At 39.8% G+C, this 17317-nt stretch carries 20 protein-coding genes; all 20 read left to right on the forward strand.

Features of this window, described 5'->3' with window-relative positions:
• Positions 1 to 174 precede the first annotated feature (174 nt).
• The 20 genes from trmFO to fliL all read left to right on the forward strand — a co-directional run bounded on the left by trmFO (position 175) and on the right by fliL (position 17294).
• Positions 175 to 1482: an FADH(2)-oxidizing methylenetetrahydrofolate--tRNA-(uracil(54)-C(5))-methyltransferase TrmFO gene (trmFO, locus tag ACTHRG_RS01490; protein ID WP_076255762.1), complete on the forward strand. Its 1308-nt coding sequence runs from the start codon at positions 175 to 177 to the stop codon at positions 1480 to 1482.
• A 63-nt stretch (positions 1483 to 1545) separates the two neighbouring features.
• Entirely contained in the window at positions 1546 to 2448 is a 903-nt protein-coding gene (gene xerC, locus ACTHRG_RS01495) for a tyrosine recombinase XerC (RefSeq protein WP_076255764.1), read from the forward strand.
• A gap of 73 nt (positions 2449 to 2521) precedes the next feature.
• A complete protein-coding gene (gene hslV / locus ACTHRG_RS01500) occupies positions 2522 to 3064 on the forward strand; it encodes an ATP-dependent protease subunit HslV (protein ID WP_076255766.1) in 543 nt (180 codons plus the stop codon).
• 17 nt (positions 3065 to 3081) lie between these two features.
• A complete protein-coding gene (gene hslU, locus ACTHRG_RS01505) occupies positions 3082 to 4485 on the forward strand; it encodes an HslU--HslV peptidase ATPase subunit (RefSeq protein ID WP_076255769.1) in 1404 nt (467 codons plus the stop codon).
• Positions 4486 to 4632: 147 nt separating this feature from the next.
• Positions 4633 to 5412, forward strand: coding sequence for a GTP-sensing pleiotropic transcriptional regulator CodY (codY, locus tag ACTHRG_RS01510; protein WP_035328947.1), 780 nt, complete (start codon positions 4633 to 4635; stop codon positions 5410 to 5412).
• A gap of 427 nt (positions 5413 to 5839) precedes the next feature.
• A complete protein-coding gene (flgB, locus tag ACTHRG_RS01515) occupies positions 5840 to 6235 on the forward strand; it encodes a flagellar basal body rod protein FlgB (RefSeq protein ID WP_076255771.1) in 396 nt (131 codons plus the stop codon).
• A gap of 2 nt (positions 6236 to 6237) precedes the next feature.
• Positions 6238 to 6690 carry a flagellar basal body rod protein FlgC gene (gene flgC / locus ACTHRG_RS01520; protein ID WP_076255772.1) on the forward strand — a complete coding sequence of 151 codons (453 nt, stop codon included), beginning with the start codon at positions 6238 to 6240 and terminating at the stop codon, positions 6688 to 6690.
• A 12-nt stretch (positions 6691 to 6702) separates the two neighbouring features.
• Positions 6703 to 7008, forward strand: a complete 306-nt coding sequence (gene fliE, locus ACTHRG_RS01525; protein ID WP_076255774.1) for a flagellar hook-basal body complex protein FliE — start codon at positions 6703 to 6705, stop codon at positions 7006 to 7008.
• A 149-nt stretch (positions 7009 to 7157) separates the two neighbouring features.
• Entirely contained in the window at positions 7158 to 8765 is a 1608-nt protein-coding gene (fliF, locus tag ACTHRG_RS01530) for a flagellar basal-body MS-ring/collar protein FliF (protein ID WP_076255776.1), read from the forward strand.
• 12 nt (positions 8766 to 8777) lie between these two features.
• Positions 8778 to 9794, forward strand: a complete 1017-nt coding sequence (gene fliG, locus ACTHRG_RS01535) for a flagellar motor switch protein FliG (RefSeq protein WP_076255777.1) — start codon at positions 8778 to 8780, stop codon at positions 9792 to 9794.
• Positions 9778 to 10563, forward strand: coding sequence for a flagellar assembly protein FliH (fliH, locus tag ACTHRG_RS01540; protein ID WP_083675265.1), 786 nt, complete (start codon positions 9778 to 9780; stop codon positions 10561 to 10563). The genes fliG and fliH overlap by 17 nt, the downstream gene beginning before the upstream one ends.
• Positions 10560 to 11876: a flagellar protein export ATPase FliI gene (gene fliI, locus ACTHRG_RS01545; protein ID WP_076255781.1), complete on the forward strand. Its 1317-nt coding sequence runs from the start codon at positions 10560 to 10562 to the stop codon at positions 11874 to 11876. The genes fliH and fliI overlap by 4 nt, the downstream gene beginning before the upstream one ends.
• A 3-nt stretch (positions 11877 to 11879) precedes the next feature.
• Positions 11880 to 12323 (forward strand): flagellar export protein FliJ, encoded by a 444-nt coding sequence (gene fliJ, locus ACTHRG_RS01550; protein ID WP_076255783.1) that lies wholly within the window; start codon positions 11880 to 11882, stop codon positions 12321 to 12323.
• Between the two features lie 8 nt (positions 12324 to 12331).
• The gene (locus ACTHRG_RS01555; RefSeq protein ID WP_076255785.1) at positions 12332 to 12943 is read left to right on the forward strand and encodes a MotE family protein; all 612 of its coding nucleotides are present in this window, start codon (positions 12332 to 12334) and stop codon (positions 12941 to 12943) included.
• A 29-nt stretch (positions 12944 to 12972) separates the two neighbouring features.
• Positions 12973 to 14205 (forward strand): flagellar hook-length control protein FliK, encoded by a 1233-nt coding sequence (locus ACTHRG_RS01560; protein ID WP_076255787.1) that lies wholly within the window; start codon positions 12973 to 12975, stop codon positions 14203 to 14205.
• 12 nt (positions 14206 to 14217) lie between these two features.
• Entirely contained in the window at positions 14218 to 14856 is a 639-nt protein-coding gene (gene flgD, locus ACTHRG_RS01565) for a flagellar hook assembly protein FlgD (RefSeq protein WP_076255789.1), read from the forward strand.
• A gap of 18 nt (positions 14857 to 14874) precedes the next feature.
• On the forward strand, positions 14875 to 15261 hold the full coding sequence (locus tag ACTHRG_RS01570) for a TIGR02530 family flagellar biosynthesis protein (RefSeq protein ID WP_076255791.1): 387 nt from the start codon (positions 14875 to 14877) through the stop codon (positions 15259 to 15261).
• Positions 15262 to 15344: 83 nt separating this feature from the next.
• Positions 15345 to 16601 (forward strand): flagellar hook protein FlgE, encoded by a 1257-nt coding sequence (locus tag ACTHRG_RS01575; protein WP_076255792.1) that lies wholly within the window; start codon positions 15345 to 15347, stop codon positions 16599 to 16601.
• A 53-nt stretch (positions 16602 to 16654) separates the two neighbouring features.
• Positions 16655 to 16876, forward strand: coding sequence for a flagellar FlbD family protein (locus ACTHRG_RS01580; RefSeq protein ID WP_076255794.1), 222 nt, complete (start codon positions 16655 to 16657; stop codon positions 16874 to 16876).
• On the forward strand, positions 16866 to 17294 hold the full coding sequence (gene fliL / locus ACTHRG_RS01585) for a flagellar basal body-associated protein FliL (RefSeq protein ID WP_076255795.1): 429 nt from the start codon (positions 16866 to 16868) through the stop codon (positions 17292 to 17294). The genes ACTHRG_RS01580 and fliL overlap by 11 nt, the downstream gene beginning before the upstream one ends.
• Positions 17295 to 17317: the final 23 nt, after the last annotated feature.

A 17317-nucleotide genomic window follows, 5' to 3' on the forward strand; every position in this document is an offset into this window, starting at 1 on the left:
ATACTTTCAGTCTGGCTATTTTCAAAGGAATTAGTACATGAAACTTTTTTATTTTTAAATCGTATTGTAAAATGGCAAAATGAATAAGAACAGGGTAAAGTAAGAGAGACTGTTTTTAATAAATATAAATTATTCATGATATCGTCATCATAAATATATATGGAGGTTCAATTTATGAAAGATACAGCAGTGAATGTAATTGGCGCAGGATTGGCAGGCAGTGAGGCCGCTTGGCAGCTTGCCAGCAGGGGGATAAAGGTAAATTTATATGAAATGAGGCCGGTAAGGCAGACTCCTGCTCATCACACAGATAAATTTGCAGAACTTGTCTGCAGCAACTCCCTGCGTGCAAATACTTTAACAAATGCAGTCGGGGTTTTAAAAGAAGAAATGAGAAAGCTGAATTCTGTCATTATCCATTCAGCTGACAGCAGTGCAGTTCCTGCCGGTGGCGCATTGGCAGTTGACCGCCATGATTTTGCTGCCCGCGTAACCGAACAAGTCAAAAACCATCCGAACGTAACAGTAATAAACGAAGAAGTAACAGATATTCCGGAAGGGCCAACTGTTATTGCTACTGGACCGCTCACAAGTGAAGCTTTATCCGCAAAATTAAAAGAGCTGTCCGGGGAAGATTATTTATATTTTTATGATGCGGCTGCTCCAATTCTCGAAAAAGATTCAATCGATATGAATAAAGTTTATTTGAAATCACGTTATGATAAGGGAGAAGCGGCATATCTGAATTGTCCAATGACAGAAGAAGAATTTGACCGCTTTTACGAGGCTCTTACCACAGCGGAAACAGTTCCGTTAAAGGAATTTGAAAAGGAAATCTTTTTCGAGGGCTGTATGCCAATAGAAGTGATGGCAAACAGGGGGAAGAAAACCATGCTTTTCGGCCCGATGAAGCCTGTTGGATTAGAAGATCCTAAAACAGGAAAAAGGCCATATGCAGTTGTCCAGCTTCGCCAGGATGATGCAGCAGGAACTCTTTATAATATAGTAGGTTTTCAGACACATCTGAAATGGGGTCCTCAAAAAGAAGTAATCCGATTGATTCCTGGTCTTGAAAATGCTGAGATAGTAAGATATGGTGTTATGCACCGGAATACATTCATCAATTCTCCAAAAGTCCTTCGTGCAACATATCAGTTCAAGAATAGGGATGATTTATTCTTTGCAGGACAAATGACCGGAGTTGAAGGGTATGTGGAATCTGCAGCCAGCGGACTTGTGGCAGGCATCAATGCTGCAAGGCTTGTTACAGGAGAAGATCCAATAGAGTTTCCTCATGAAACGGCGATTGGAAGTATGGCTCGATATATTACTACAGCAAATCCGAAGAGTTTCCAGCCTATGAATGCTAACTTTGGATTATTCCCGGAACTTCCTGAAAAAATTAGAGGAAAAAAAGAAAGAAATGAAAAACATGCAGAAAGAGCATTAGGAACAATTCAGAACTTTATGAAAAATTTGTAAATTATGTTGCGTGCGCTGCTGAGTTGTGATACTATTTAGTAGCCCATGCGAGGTGACCAATTAATGTCTGAAAATGTGAACGTTTCTTTAAAGTTGTTTATTGAATATTTACAAATAGAGAAAAATTATTCACAATATACTATTGAACATTACCAGCATGATATAAGTGAGTTCTTTATGTTCATGTCTGAACAAGCCATTTCAGATTTAACAAAAGTCGAGTATCAGGATGTCAGGATACATCTCACTAATCTTTTTGAAAGAAAGATGTCACGCAAGTCTGTTGCCAGAAAGATATCAAGTCTAAGGAGCTTTTTTAAATTTTTGCTAAGAGAAGAGATAGTCGCTGAGAATCCTTTCGCACTTGTTTCCATTCCCAAAGCACAGAAAAAGCTGCCGGAATTTTTCTATGAAGAGGAAATGAAACAGCTTTTTAATGCTTGTGAATCCAGCACTCCTCTTGGGCAAAGAAATAAAGCCCTTCTTGAATTATTATATGCAACCGGCATCCGTGTAAGTGAGTGCAGTCAAATCCGCTTAAAAGACCTGGATATGCATTTATCAACTGTTCTTGTACGGGGAAAGGGCAGCAAAGAACGATATGTTCCTTTCGGCAGCTTCGCCCAGGACGCAATTGACACATACATAAACCATGGACGTAAAGAATTGCTTGCAAATGGGAACGTGCAGGAAAATTTGTTTTTGAACGCCCGGGGCGGTCCTCTTACAGCAAGGGGAATCAGGACAATTCTTGACCGGATCATAGAGAAATCATCCTTAACAGGCAAAATTCATCCCCATATGCTTCGCCACACATTTGCGACTCATTTAATGGCTAATGGGGCTGACATGAGAACGGTCCAGGAATTGCTGGGACACGCATTTCTTTCTTCGACCCAGGTATATACACATGTTACGAATGAATACTTGAAAAAAACGTATATGGCCCATCATCCGCGGGCGTAGCGGAAAAACAGCCATTATCGAATAGTCTGCAGAAAAAAATCAAAGGCAATATGCTCCAAAGGAGGAGTCTTTCATGTCCGAATTTCATGCAACAACAATATTTGCTGTGCATCATAATGGAGAATGTGCAATGTCTGGCGACGGCCAGGTTACCTTTGGAAATGCAGTTGTAATGAAACACACTGCAAGAAAAGTCAGAAAGCTTTTTAACGGGAAGGTGCTTGCTGGATTTGCAGGCTCAGTAGCTGATGCTTTTACGTTATTCGAAATGTTTGAAGGAAAGCTTGAAGAGTATAATGGCAACCTTGAGAGAGCAGCTGTGGAGCTTGCAAAAGAATGGAGAAGCGACAAGGTTTTGCGCAAGCTTGAAGCAATGCTTATCGTTATGAACAAGGATAGTCTGCTGCTTATCTCAGGTACAGGTGAAGTTATCGAGCCGGATGATGGAATTCTGGCTATTGGATCAGGAGGCAATTATGCTCTGGCAGCAGGACGTTCTTTAAAAAGGTTCGCAGGCGAACACTTGTCAGCAAGAGAAATTGCCAAGGCCTCACTTGAAATGGCTGCCGAAATATGTGTATATACAAACCACAATATTATTGTGGAAGAACTCTAATAAAGGAGTGCTGTTGAATGGGTAAAGGAACAAGCTTAACTCCGCGCCAAATTGTTGAGCGCTTGGATCAATATATTATCGGTCAAAAGGATGCAAAAAAAGCGGTTGCTATAGCTCTTCGAAATCGTTATCGCCGCAGCTTGCTGGAAGAAAAATTGCGGGAAGAAGTAAATCCTAAAAATATATTGATGATCGGGCCAACTGGTGTTGGAAAAACTGAAATAGCGCGCAGAATGGCTAAATTGGTGGGCGCACCATTTGTAAAAGTGGAGGCAACCAAATTCACTGAAGTAGGATATGTGGGCAGGGATGTTGAATCCATGGTCAGAGATCTTGTGGAAACATCCGTCCGTCTGGTAAAAGAAGAGAAGATGGCCAGTGTAAGGGAAAGAGCAGAAGAAAGTGCCAACCGCCGCATACTTGAACTGCTTGTGCCTGGTGCCAAAAAGGCCGCTAATTATAAAAATCCACTTGAAATGCTATTTGGCGGAGGTAATGATCAGCAGCAGGATACGAATCAGACAGAAGATTTAAATCTTCAGGAAAAGCGCAAGATTGTAAAAGAAAAGCTTGCACTTGGCGAATTGGAAAATGAAGTGATTACCGTTGAGGTGGAAGAGCAGCAGCCTTCCATGTTTGACATGCTGCAGGGCTCTGGGATGGAGCAAATGGGCATGAATATGCAGGATGCCCTCAGCAGCCTTATGCCAAAGAAAAGGAAAAAGAGAAAACTGACTGTAAGGGAAGCCAGAAAGATCCTGACAAATGAAGAAGCCCAAAAGCTGATTGATATGGATGAAGTCAGCCAGGAGGCTGTATTCCGTGCTGAACAGTCAGGAATAATATTCATTGATGAGATCGATAAAATTGCCAGCAAAAACAGCGGCGGTTCATCAGCAGATGTCTCAAGGGAAGGGGTTCAAAGAGATATTTTGCCGGTGGTAGAAGGTTCAACAGTAGTAACCAAATACGGTTCTGTTAAAACGGATCATGTATTGTTTATTGCTGCGGGTGCTTTCCATATGGCTAAGCCCTCTGACCTTATTCCTGAATTACAGGGACGTTTTCCGATTCGTGTCGAGCTTACAAAGCTAACGGTAGAAGACTTCTACAAAATACTTGTGGAGCCCGATAATGCCTTAATTAAACAATATGAAGCATTATTGGTAACTGAAGGTATACAAATTGAATTTTCTGACGATGCTATTCGTAGGATTGCTCAATTTGCTTTCGAAGTTAATCAAAATACAGATAATATCGGTGCAAGGCGTCTTCATACAATCATGGAAAAGCTGCTCGAAGATTTATCGTTTGAAGCACCGGACATCACCATGGAAAAAATCACGATTACCCCTCAGTATGTTGAGGAAAAGCTCGGAGCCATATCCCGCAATAAGGATTTAAGCCAGTTTATTCTGTGATCTCATAGTTTAAAGATTAAGGACAGAGGGTAACGGAAAGTGAATCCTGAAAAAAGTAAAATTACTTTTGATTCAAACAGAAGCAATTAGATATCTAATTTTAACAAAATATATGTTTATGGGTTGCAGCAAATAGGAGGAAATACAATGGATTTATTAACAAAAACAAGAAAAATTAATGCAATGCTTCAAAGGGCAGCCGGAAAGCCGGTTAACTTCAAAGAAATGTCAGAAACACTTAGTGATGTAATCGAAGCAAATATCTTCGTAGTAAGCCGCAGGGGCAAACTGCTTGGATTTGCAGTAAACCAGCAAATCGAGAATGAACGCATGAAGCAAATGCTTGAAGATCGTCAGTTCCCTGAGGAATATACGAAAAACTTATTTAACATCCAGGAAACTTCATCAAACCTGGATATGGAAAGCGAATATACTGCATTCCCAGTTGAAAACAAGGACCTTTTTGCAAGTGGTTTGACTACAATTGTTCCAATCATTGGCGGCGGTGAGCGTCTCGGCACACTTATTCTTGCGAGATTGCAGGAACAGTTCCATGATGATGATTTAATTCTTGCTGAATATGGTGCTACTGTAGTTGGCATGGAAATTCTGCGTGAAAAAGCGGAAGAAATTGAAGAAGAAGCGCGCAGCAAAGCTGTTGTGCAAATGGCAATCAGTTCTCTTTCTTACAGCGAGCTTGAAGCGATCGAGCATATTTTCGAAGAGCTTAACGGCAACGAAGGACTTCTTGTTGCGTCAAAAATTGCTGATCGTGTAGGAATTACCCGCTCTGTAATCGTAAATGCCCTAAGAAAACTGGAAAGTGCAGGAGTTATTGAGTCCCGTTCTTTAGGAATGAAGGGTACGTATATTAAAGTCCTAAATGATAAGTTCCTGGTTGAATTGGAAAAGCTTAAATCCAACTAATATAATCTGAAACCCGTCCCTCAGTGGCGGGTTTTTTTGTTACAAAATTATTACGAATAAATTTGGTAAATTTATGTAATTAAAACAAAATTTATAAGTTCATTAGTCATAGATAACCTAATCATAAAGTGTAATATTAAAAAAAATAGTAAAAAAGAACTATTGAAGGAGATGTAAGGAAAAATCAGAAAGGATAAAGGATATAGTAATTATGGTAATTATTACAAAAATACTTATATAACTTTCAGCATATTTAAAAGATTTGTCGAAAATAGGTCGAAAGAATCACTAATTTTAACCTTAAGTACATAGACATATTATTTCATATTCATTACAATAATGTTTATGATGACATATTTTGTCCATTATCACCAAAATTCTACAATAATTACCATGTAAAAATTGTTTTTAATACGAGGTGTTATGATTGAAGCTGTTTTCCGGTACTATATCTACATTAGAACAAGCACTGAACTATTCTTCGCTTAAACAAAAAGTAATATCACAAAATATTGCAAATGCAGATACTCCAAACTATAAAGCAAAAGATGCCAGCTTTAAAGCTGCTTTCAAAAACGCTTTAAATGATTCAATGGAAGCAAAAAAAAGTGACTACAGACATTACGATTTTAAAAATGGTTCATCCTCAGGGCAAGGTATAGTGACAAAACCTGATACTTCTTACAATCATAATGGCAATAGCGTTGATTTAGATAAGGAAATGGCGGAACTGGCTACAAATCAGATTTACTATAATGCAGTTATTGAACGGGTAAGCGGTAAGTTTTCCAGTCTGCAGAATGTATTGCGGGGAGGCAAATAGTAATGTCTATGTTTCATAGTATGAATAACACTGCATCGGCACTAACTGCCCAAAGGCTCCGTATGGATGTAATTTCTTCTAATATGGCCAATGCAGATTCTACAAGAAGTATAAATGGAGATGGACCCTACAGAAGGAAGTCGGTAGTACTGGAACCGAGAGAAGGACAATTTTCCTCTTTTTTAAATATGGCCATGAGCCAAAAAGGAGGTAGTTCTGCAGGGAATGGAGTAAAGGTGTCAAGAATTGTAGAAGATCGGGTGACCCCAACTAAAATGGTTTATGATCCTTCCCATGTTGATGCTAATGAAGATGGATATGTTGAAATGCCCAATGTGGACCCTTTGAGAGAAATGACAGATCTTATTAGTGCAACAAGATCCTATGAAGCAAATGTAACGGTTTTTAATGCCTCTAAAGGCATGATGATGAAAGCTTTGGAAATCGGCAAATAAGGAGAACCTTAAATGAATAATGTAACTTTTATGCCAGTAAATGCTATAAAGCCTGCTGAAAATCAAAAGACTCATACGTATACATCATTCGATGCTCAGCAGAGTTTTTCGTCGGTCTTAAAGCAATCAATTGAAAACATCAATAATGCACAGATTCAGTCAGATGTTATGACTGAAAAACTTGCTAGGGGAGAAAATATTGATCTTCACCAGGTGATGATTACATCTCAAAAAGCGAGCATTACAATGCAGGCTGCACTGGAAATTAGAAATAAAGTTATTGAAGCTTATCAGGAAGCTATGAGAATGCAGGTTTAATAATACAGCTGTTTCATTGAAAAAACTTAGGAATTGAAAGAATCCGCTGATTGGTGGGGTTTTTTCAATTTTTTAATGAAGGAAATTGATTAAAGCTAAAAACTAGTTATGGCGGTTATTAGCTAAGACAGAATAACCGGAGGATTGTGATGAAAGAGACGCTGCAGAGATATATAAGCAAATTGAAAGAGTACTGGGGAAGCAGGTCAAAAAAACAAAAGACAATTATGATTAGTGCAGCTGCAATATGTATACTGCTGATTGCAGCTGCAGCTATCTTTAGTACCAGGACCAATCTCGTTCCTCTATACAGCAACCTGACACCTTCAGAAACTGGAACGATAAAAGAAAGTCTCGATACTAGAGGAATTGTATCAGAAATAGCAGATGGCGGAACTACAATTAAAGTACCTGAAGAGTCAGTAGATACCCTGAAAGTAGAACTGGCAGCAGAAGGAATTCCGAAATCAGGAAGCATTGATTATTCATTTTTCAGCCAAAATGCAGGGATTGGCATGACAGAAAACGAGTTCAATGTTCTAAAGCTGGAAGCAATGCAGACTGAGCTTGCGAATTTGATGAAAGGGATCGATGGAGTCAATGATGCCAAGGTAATGATTAACCTCCCGGCGAAAGGCATCTTTGTAAATGATCCTTCAGAGGAAGCCTCCGCATCTATTGTCCTTAACACAAAACCAGGTCATCAGTTTGAAGAATCGCAAATTCAGGCGCTTTATCACCTGGCTGCGAAAAGTGTACCAAACCTTCCCACTGATAATATCGTCATTACCAACCAGTTTTTTGAGTATTTTGATTTAAAAAATGAACAAAATTCTTCTCCTGAAAGCACTTTTGCGGCACAGCATGAAATCAAAAAAGAAATTGAGCGTGATGTACAGCGCCAGGTACAGAATATGCTGGGCACTTTAATGGGACAGGATAAGGTGGTTGTATCCGTAACTGCCGATATTGACTTTACCCAGGAAAACAGGGAAGAAAACCTGGTTACGCCTGTTGATGAAGAAAATATGGAAGGTATAGCGATCAGTGCTCAAAAGATTACGGAAACGTTTACTGGAAACGGTGATGCTGCAGGCGGATTTACTCCGGCTGGAGGCAATGATGAACCTGCGGGCACTGACGCTGCTACTTATCAGGAAAGCGGAAATTCCAACGGGGATTATGAACGAATAGAAGAGACTATTAATAATGAAGTAAATAAAATCCGCAAAGAGATCGTTGAAAGCCCATATAAAGTCAGAGACCTGGGCATTCAGGTAATGGTGGAACCGCCGACAGCGGATGACCCTGCATCGCTTCCGCAAGAGAGAATTAATGATATTACTCAAATTCTTGGAACTGTAGTCCGCACGACAATTAATAAGGATGCGGCAGCTGATGCAGAATTAACAGATGAGGCAATTCAGGATAAAATTGTCGTTTCAGTACAGCCATTCAACGGTAAAGTTGAGTTCCCTGATCAGGCAAGCACCAGCATTCCCTGGTGGATTTATGCAATCGGGGGAGTATTGCTTATTATCATTGCTCTATTAATCTTCCTTTTTGCCAAAGCCAGAAAGAAGCAGAAACAAGAAGAAGAGATTGAATTACAGGAACCAGAGACATTCAACCTTCCGGATGTTAATGACGAGCATGAAACAGAAAGTACAATGAGGCGCAAACAGCTGGAGAAAATGGCAAAGGAAAAGCCTGAAGACTTTGCGAAGCTTCTTCGCACATGGATCGCAGAAGATTAAGGAGGATAAAAAATGCCAAAAAAAGAACAAAGAGAACTCACAGGTAAGCAAAAAGCGGCTATTCTTCTTATTTCTCTTGGTCCTGATGTTGCATCCTCTGTTTATAAACACCTAAGCGAGGAAGAAATTGAAAAATTGACCCTGGAGATCTCAGGAGTCCGAAAAGTTGATTCGGTTGCAAAAGAAGAAATTCTCGAAGAATTCCATCAAATTGCCCTTGCGCAGGATTATATTACGCAGGGAGGAATTGGATATGCAAAAACAGTTCTGGAAAAAGCACTCGGTACAGAGCAGGCTTCAGCTATTATTAACAGATTGACGTCTTCTCTGCAGGTAAGGCCATTCGATTTCGCCAGAAAAGCAGATCCGGCACAAATCCTGAATTTTATTCAGAATGAACATCCGCAAACGATCTCCTTGATATTATCTTATCTAGATCCAGCACAGGCAGGGCAAATTCTGTCAGAGCTGCCGCAGGAAATGCAGGCGGATATTGCAAGAAGGATTGCTGTTATGGATAGTACATCTCCTGAGATTATTAATGAAGTTGAACAGATTCTTGAAAGAAAGCTGTCTTCTACTGTAACTCAGGATTATACTCAGACCGGCGGCATCGAGTCTGTGGTAGATGTTCTTAATGGAGTTGATCGTGCAACAGAAAGGACTATTCTGGATGCACTGGAGATTCAGGATCCGGAGCTTGCTGAAGAAATTAAGAAGAGGATGTTTGTGTTTGAAGACATCGTTACTCTTGACAGTCGCGCTATACAGCGTGTTATCCGGGATTGTGAAAGTGAAGACCTTATGCTTTCACTCAAGGTATCCAGTGAAGAAGTTAAAGGAATTGTCTTTAAAAACATGTCTTCCAGAATGGTTGAAACCTTTAAGGATGAAATGGAATACATGGGTCCTGTGAGATTAAGAGATGTTGAAGAAGCTCAATCAAGAATAGTTGGCATAATAAGAAGACTGGAAGAATCAGGGGAGATCATCGTCGCTCGCGGCGGAGGAGATGATATTATTGTCTAGGCTAATAAAATCATACTCTCCCGCAGTGCCAAAAGAAGAAAAGAAAGTCATTTCGATCAGACTGCTGCAAAGTAATTCAAATCACAAAGAAGAGACAGTGGAGCAGAGTGCTGCGAGTCCCCATGAAGAGCTTCAAGCTATGCTGAACAGTGCCCGTGAGGAAGCTGAGAGGATTCTAAACGCTGCAAGAATAGATTCTGAAAATGTGGCCCGGCAAATGGACGAACAACGCATGGCGCTTGAACAGGAAAAACAAAAAATATTTGAAGAAGCCAGAATACAAGGGTTTGCTGCTGGAGCTGATGAAGGCAGACAAAGCGGTCTCAGGGAATACAGTGAACTGATTCATATGGCAAGAGAAGTTGTAAACACAGCCAAACATGATTATCAGCAGCACATCGAATCATCTGAACGGACCATACTGAACCTCGGATTAAAGGTTGCAGGGAAAATACTCAGCGAAGTTCTTGAACAGAATAGTGACCAATTCCTTTCTATAGTAAAAAGGGCTTTAAAAGAAGCGAGAGAATATACTGAGATTCAGCTTCATGTACACCCAATGCACTATGATTTGCTTTTGTCTCATAAGGAAGAACTAATCCGGGTATTTCCTAAAGAGACAGATTTATATATTTATCCGGATGAGGAACTAAGTAATACAAGCTGCATAATTGAATCAGCCAACGGACGAATTGAAGCCAGTGTTGACAGCCAGCTTGAAGAAATAAAAAGAAAACTCTTTGAGATGCTGGAGAGTGAACCAAATTGAAACTTGAACAGCTGATCAGCGAGATAGAAAAAATTGATAGCTTTAAGCGTTTTGGCAGAGTAAAAAGAGTAGTGGGTCTGATGATTGAGTCCCAAGGCCCGGAAAGTTCTATTGGGGATGTATGCATTATTCATATCGGCAAAGGACGCACAAGAAAGATCCAGGCGGAAGTAGTCGGATTTAAGAATGAGAATGTGATACTTATGCCTTATACAGATGTACAGGATATTTCACCAGGCTCTCTTGTCGAGACAACCTCGAGACCTCTTGAGGTGAAGATAGGCCCGGCTCTAATTGGACAAGCAATAGATTCACTGGGACAGCCTCTCGACGGGTCCTTGCTGCCAAAAGGGCTGACGCCAGTCCTAACGGAACAAACTCCTCCTAATCCTCTGAAAAGACCGCCGATTTCTGAACCTATTGAAGTAGGTGTAAGAATGATCGACAGTCTGCTGACTGTAGGAAACGGACAGCGGGTCGGGATATTTGCAGGTAGCGGAGTTGGGAAGAGCACTCTTCTTGGAATGATAGCCCGCAATACTAATGCAGATCTAAATGTGATTGCCCTTATTGGCGAGAGGGGCAGAGAGGTCAGGGAGTTTATTGAGAGGGACCTGGGGCCGGAAGGTTTGAGAAGATCCATAGTGGTTGTCGCTACGTCTGACCAGCCGGCACTCATGAGAATTAAAGGGGCATACACAGCCACAGCAATTGCTGAATATTTCAGGGACAAAGGCTTAAATGTCATGTTAATGATGGATTCAGTAACCAGGGTGGCAATGGCTCAGCGGGAAGTCGGTCTTGCAGTCGGAGAACCGCCAACAACTAAAGGGTATACGCCATCTGTTTTTGCTGTATTGCCTAAGCTTCTTGAAAGAACAGGTACAAACGAATACGGCTCTATAACGGCATTTTATACCGTACTGGTGGACGGGGACGATATGAATGAGCCAATCGCGGATACAGTCAGGGGAATATTGGATGGACACTTTGTTCTTGACCGGTCATTAGCGAACAAGGGACAGTATCCAGCTATTAATGTATTGAAAAGTGTAAGCCGTGTAATGAATCATATAGCAGATGCATCTCATGTTAAATCAGCTGAAAAGGTAAGAGAAATGCTGAGCACATATATCAATGCAGAGGATTTAATTAATATTGGAGCCTACAAACGCGGCTCATCGATGGAAATAGATGAAGCTATACGATTATATCCTTCGATCATCTCTTTTTTGAAACAAGAAACGAACGAAAAAATTTCTATCTTGGAAAGCGTTGGCCAATTAAAGGGATTAGCTGGAAAAGGGGAATAATAAATGCAGTACCAATTTAAATTCAATAAAATCCTGACGATTAAAGAAAGAGAAAAAGATCAGGCATTTGATGTATATAATCAGGCTGTAAAACGATTTGAAGAAACTGCAAAGAAACTGTACGATCTGCTGAAAAAGAAAGAAGATCTGGAAGAATATCAGCAATCAAGACTGGCTGAAGGACTTCCGGTTCAGGAAATCAGGCATCACCAGCATTTTGTGAGCAGCATTGAGAAAACAATTGACCATTATCAAAAGATGGTCGCAAATGCAAGAAGCCAAATGAATTTCCAGCAGGAAAAACTAATGGAAAAAAATATTGAAGTAAAGAAATTTGAAAAAATTCAAGAAAAAGATTTAGCAGGATTTTTGGAAAGCATGAAGCAAGCAGAAGGAAGGCAAATGGATGATATCTCGATTCAGCTGTATATGAATCGGGGAAATTAGGTGGTTAAATGGAAAAAATACCAGAAAAGCAAGAGACACGCAAAACTAGCCGGTTTCAATGGTTTATATTTGCTTTCTTAATCCCGATCCTGTTCGTAATAACTGTAGCCCTGCTGGTTTTCACGCTATCAGGAAACAATATTTTTGAAACAGCCAAAAAATATAGCCAGGAAGTGCCATTTTTAGCTACGGTGTTTGATGATAAGAAGTCCCGTTCACAGGAAGTAATGGAAGAGCAGCTCATCGGACTGCAGGCAGAAGTTAAAGATCGTGAAGCAAGAATATCTCAGCTGGAAAGCGAGCTTGACAGCAAAGAGCTGGAAATAGAAAGAGCAGGGCTCGAAAAGCAAAGGCTGGAGGAAGAAATCAGCGAGCTTACGGCTATAAAGGAAGAGAACAAGCGGGCCTTTAAAGATATCGTAAAGACTTATGAAAATATTTCTGCTAAAAAAGCAGCACCCATTCTAACTGAGATGAAGGATGAAGAAGCTGTAAAAATATTATCAAATGTTAATTCTGACGCGCTGGCTGCCATTATGGAGAAGATGAACCCGGAAGATGCCGCTCGATATACAGCACTCCTGACGGCAGCCAAAGAAAAAAGCGGATCGGATGATTAACACCAAGTTTTGAGAGGAGGTGAAACTAAGTGGAAATTGGAGGATTGGGATTTATTCAGTCACAATATTCATCCGAAGATAAAGTATCTCTGCAGGATGCATCCAGCAGTGGTTTTGGAAGTCTTTTCTCCGCTTTAACCGGAACCGCTAAAGCTCAAGGAGAAAGCTTAACTTCTGCTGCAGATGAGAATAGGATTGAACAGTTACAGGAAATAATTAAATTTCTTAAAGTAAGTGAGATCTCTGAAATAGAAAATGGAAGCGAGCTGCTAGGGAAGAATTCCTTTCAAAATGGAACTGACATCATTGAAATCATTTCAGAGCAGCTGGATCTTTCACAGGAAGAATTGGTGCAAATGCTTGAAGGTTTTATTGGACATGTTCTTCCGGAAGTAAAGCGTAAGGATGTATATCCTGAAGAAGATATAGATGCAGAAAATAAAATCAGTTTACTAATTTCTGCAATATCAAATCATAAGATAAGCATCAACTTGGAGGGCAAAGATCTTAGCGGGGCATTAAAGGTTCTGAAATTGTATGAATTGCTTTCTTCGAAACAAGACTTTCACACTAGTAAATTAAATCTGAAAGATTTCCTGAAAGATGTTCAAGTGAAAATTGAGAGTCTGCTAAACAATAGAGAGGGTATTTTACAGAAAATTGTTACCCCGCTCGCAAGCGAATTAAACTCTTTAAAACAACAAAAGAATGCTGCTAATGAACCTGCGGGTCAGACTGCCGCTAAAATTGTTCACAGAGCAGAAACTGGTTTACAGGGATTTATTCAGGTTCAAACCTTTTCTAAACCTGAACAGATGTCTCTCTTAAATCCACAGGGAAAGACAGTAAGTGCAGACCAGATTATGCAGCAATTTGAAAACATATTATCCCGGAGCAGCTTCCTTAAAACGGGAGGGACACAAAAGCTATTTATTAAGCTTAACCCTGACCATCTTGGAGCGCTGCGTATAGAGCTTATTCAAAAGGACTCTGCGATGATTGCCAGGATACTTACTTCCTCTGGAGCAGCAAAAGAAATTCTGGATTCACATATTAACGGATTGAAGCAGGCCTTTAGTTCACAAAGTATCCAGATAGAGAGAATAGAAATCTCTCAGCAAATGACACAGCAGGATCGGGCCTTCAACAAAGATCCTCAGCAGCAGGAACAGAGGCAGCAGCAGAATAAGGATGATAATACGCAGCCTGAGAGAGAATTTAACAGCTCTTTTGAAGAAGCACTTCTTAATACAGAAGCATAGGAGTGATAGTAAATGGCAAATACAATAGATTCTTCCTTAATGCTATCAAACTACCAAAGCCAAACTCGAAAAACCGGCTCAGATATATTAGGCAAAGATGATTTTCTGAAAATTCTAATGACACAGCTGCAAAACCAGGATCCCATGAATCCGATGCAGGACAAAGACTTCATTGCGCAAATGGCAACATTCTCGTCTTTGGAGCAGATGACCAATATGAATAAGACGATGGAGAAGTTTGTACAAGCCAATGAGCAAAATCAATTAATTTCATACAATCAATTTGTTGGGAAGAATGTTACATGGCATAAATTGAAAGAATCAGATGATCCAGCTAAGCCGCCAACTATTGAAGAGGGGAATGGCAAAGTAGCTTCTATTCTATTTAAGGACAGCAGTGTCCTCTTTATCTTAGAAGATGGAACCAAGCTGGAACCTGCAAATATATCAGAGGTTAAAGAAGCATCTAATGATAGTCATGTACAGCAGGCCAGTATGATGATAGGCAAAAAGGTTACTTTTCTGAATGCTGACGAAAAGGAAGATTCTTCTATAATCAAGTCAGTTTCTTTTAGAGATGGCAAGACACTTTTCCAATTGGAAGATGGCAAAATGAGCATAACAGCGTCTCAAATAATCGGTGTTGAATAAACAAAGGAGTGTGATTGGATGGATAAGTTGATGTTTCGTCCGATCCATACCCAGAATGCAGTCACCAAACAGGCTAGCACTGTTCATTTACCAAACAAGGTGCAAAATGGTTTTTCAAATCATTTGCAGACTGCCCTGGAAAATAACTGCAAACTAATTGTCAGTAAACATGCAGAACAGCGGATGAACCAAAGAGGCATAGAAATTACAAGTGAACGCTGGCATCAAATTGAAAATAAAATGCGTGAAGCAAAAAAGCTGGGTGTAAATGAATCGCTTGTATTACTGAAAGATGCTGCACTTGTTGTAAGCGCCAAAAACAATACAGTAATAACTGCTATGGATAGACAAGAAGCAGGTACTCAAATATTCACCAACATTAATGGAACTATTATTCTTGATTAAATTAACAAGGCTGGACCTTTATAAAGGAAGCCTGGGCTGCGGAATGACAGAAGCTGCCAATAATGAGAGGAGCAATTTAAGATATGCTACGTTCTATGTACTCAGGAATAAGCGGTATGAAAAACTTCCAAACGAAGCTTGATGTTATTGGAAATAATATTGCGAATGTAAACACATTCGGCTACAAAAAGGGCCGTGTAACTTTTAAAGATACGATGAACCAGACAATTTCCGGAGCAAGTGCCGCCCAGGATAATCGCGGTGGTAAAAACCCGATGCAGGTTGGACTGGGTTCGACGATTGCTACGATTGATACGATTCATACGCAATCTAGTTTGCAAACTACTGGACGATCACTTGATCTTGCTATTTCCGGTGATGGATATTTTGTTGTAAAACAAGGGGATGCACAATTTTTTACCAGAGCAGGAAATCTTTATTTAGATGATAATGGAACTTTAGTTAATGGCGATGGTATGAAAGTTCAAGCTTATGAAGTTGATCCTGCTACCGGGAAATCAACTGGTCAAATTGGCGATGTTTCAGTGAATGTTAATGCTTTATTACCTGCTGTAAAAACGGACAAAATAACATTTTCTGAAAACTTAGCTGCAAATTCTAATAATGGTTCTATCTTTACTCAACAAATAAAGATTGTTGATGAGCTTGGAGAAGAAAGATCAGTAGAGGTTCATTTTAAAAAGACAACTACAAGCAATCAATGGGAATTATTTATTAATAAAGATCCTAATGGTGCCGGTGTTACTCCTGATCACACATTAACTTTTGTAAATGGTAAAATAAATGCTGCTAATGCTCTTGTTACAGGTAAGTCGATAAGTATTCCTTCAGGTATAAATGATGACCCAAGTACTGCTGCTGCTGATGAAAGTGTTAAGAATATAACAGTAAGTTTTGATTTTAGTAATTTAACACAGAAAAATGGGACAACTACTGCTTTAGTAAATCCTAATGGAAACACAGAAGGTGCTTTAGAAAGCTTTAATATCGGTGCTCTTGGAGAGATTAATGGTGTATATTCTAATGGTCTAGTTGTGACTTTAGGTCAATTAGCATTAGCTAAATTCAGCAATCCATCAGGTCTAACCAAAGCTGGCAACAATTTATTCCAGGAATCTATTAACTCTGGTACAGCAAATATCAATGTAGCAGGTGATGGACGTGGCTCAATCGCTTCCGGCTCCCTGGAAATGTCCAATGTAGACCTGTCAGAAGAATTCACTGAAATGATCACAGCGCAGCGCGGATTCCAGGCAAACACCCGCATCATAACAACATCTGATGAAATCCTGCAGGAGCTTGTTAATTTAAAACGTTAATCTAAAGGAGGGTCAGGGCTGAAGGTACAGGATCTTTAGCCCTGAAAAAAACATTGATTAAAGTATCTCGCCTGAACGGCAAAACTTTTGTATTGAATGCTTTGTACATAGAAACAGTAGAGTCTTTTCCAGATACTACAATTACGCTCACGAATGGGAAGAAGTATGTTGTAAAGGAATCTGAAGATCGAGTCATGCAATCGATTATTAAATTTTATCAATCTGTTAATCTACTGGGGCAGCAGCTGGCGGAGGGGAATGAAAATGAAGAATAATAAGCTATTAATGATTATGTTAATGATGCTTGTAGCGATCACGCTTGTAGGAGCTATTGCCCTGGTGATTGTGATGAAATTTACGGATGATGATGGTTCAAATGAGCCAGACATAGATGAAGTTCTGGAGGCCTCTGTTGATATTCCGCAGGTAACAGCTAATTTAGCGAGTGATGATTATATCAGGATTTCTTTTAAAATTCAGACTGAAAACAAAAAAGCAAAAGAGGAATTGCAAAAAAGAGATTTTCAGGTGAAAAATCTCATCATTCAGGAATTGTCCGAAATGAAAGCAGAGGATATACAGGGGAAAGAAGGCCAAATCAAGCTGCAGGAAGATTTAAAAACCAAGATTAACGGTTTAATGCAAGAAGGAAAGATCGTTCAGGTGTACATTACCGAATCTCTCCTCCAGTGATAACCAAATAATTAACTGCATTA

Source organism: Cytobacillus sp. SAFR-174 (genome assembly GCF_051964675.1).
Taxonomy (GTDB): Bacteria; Bacillota; Bacilli; order Bacillales; family Cytobacillaceae; genus Cytobacillus.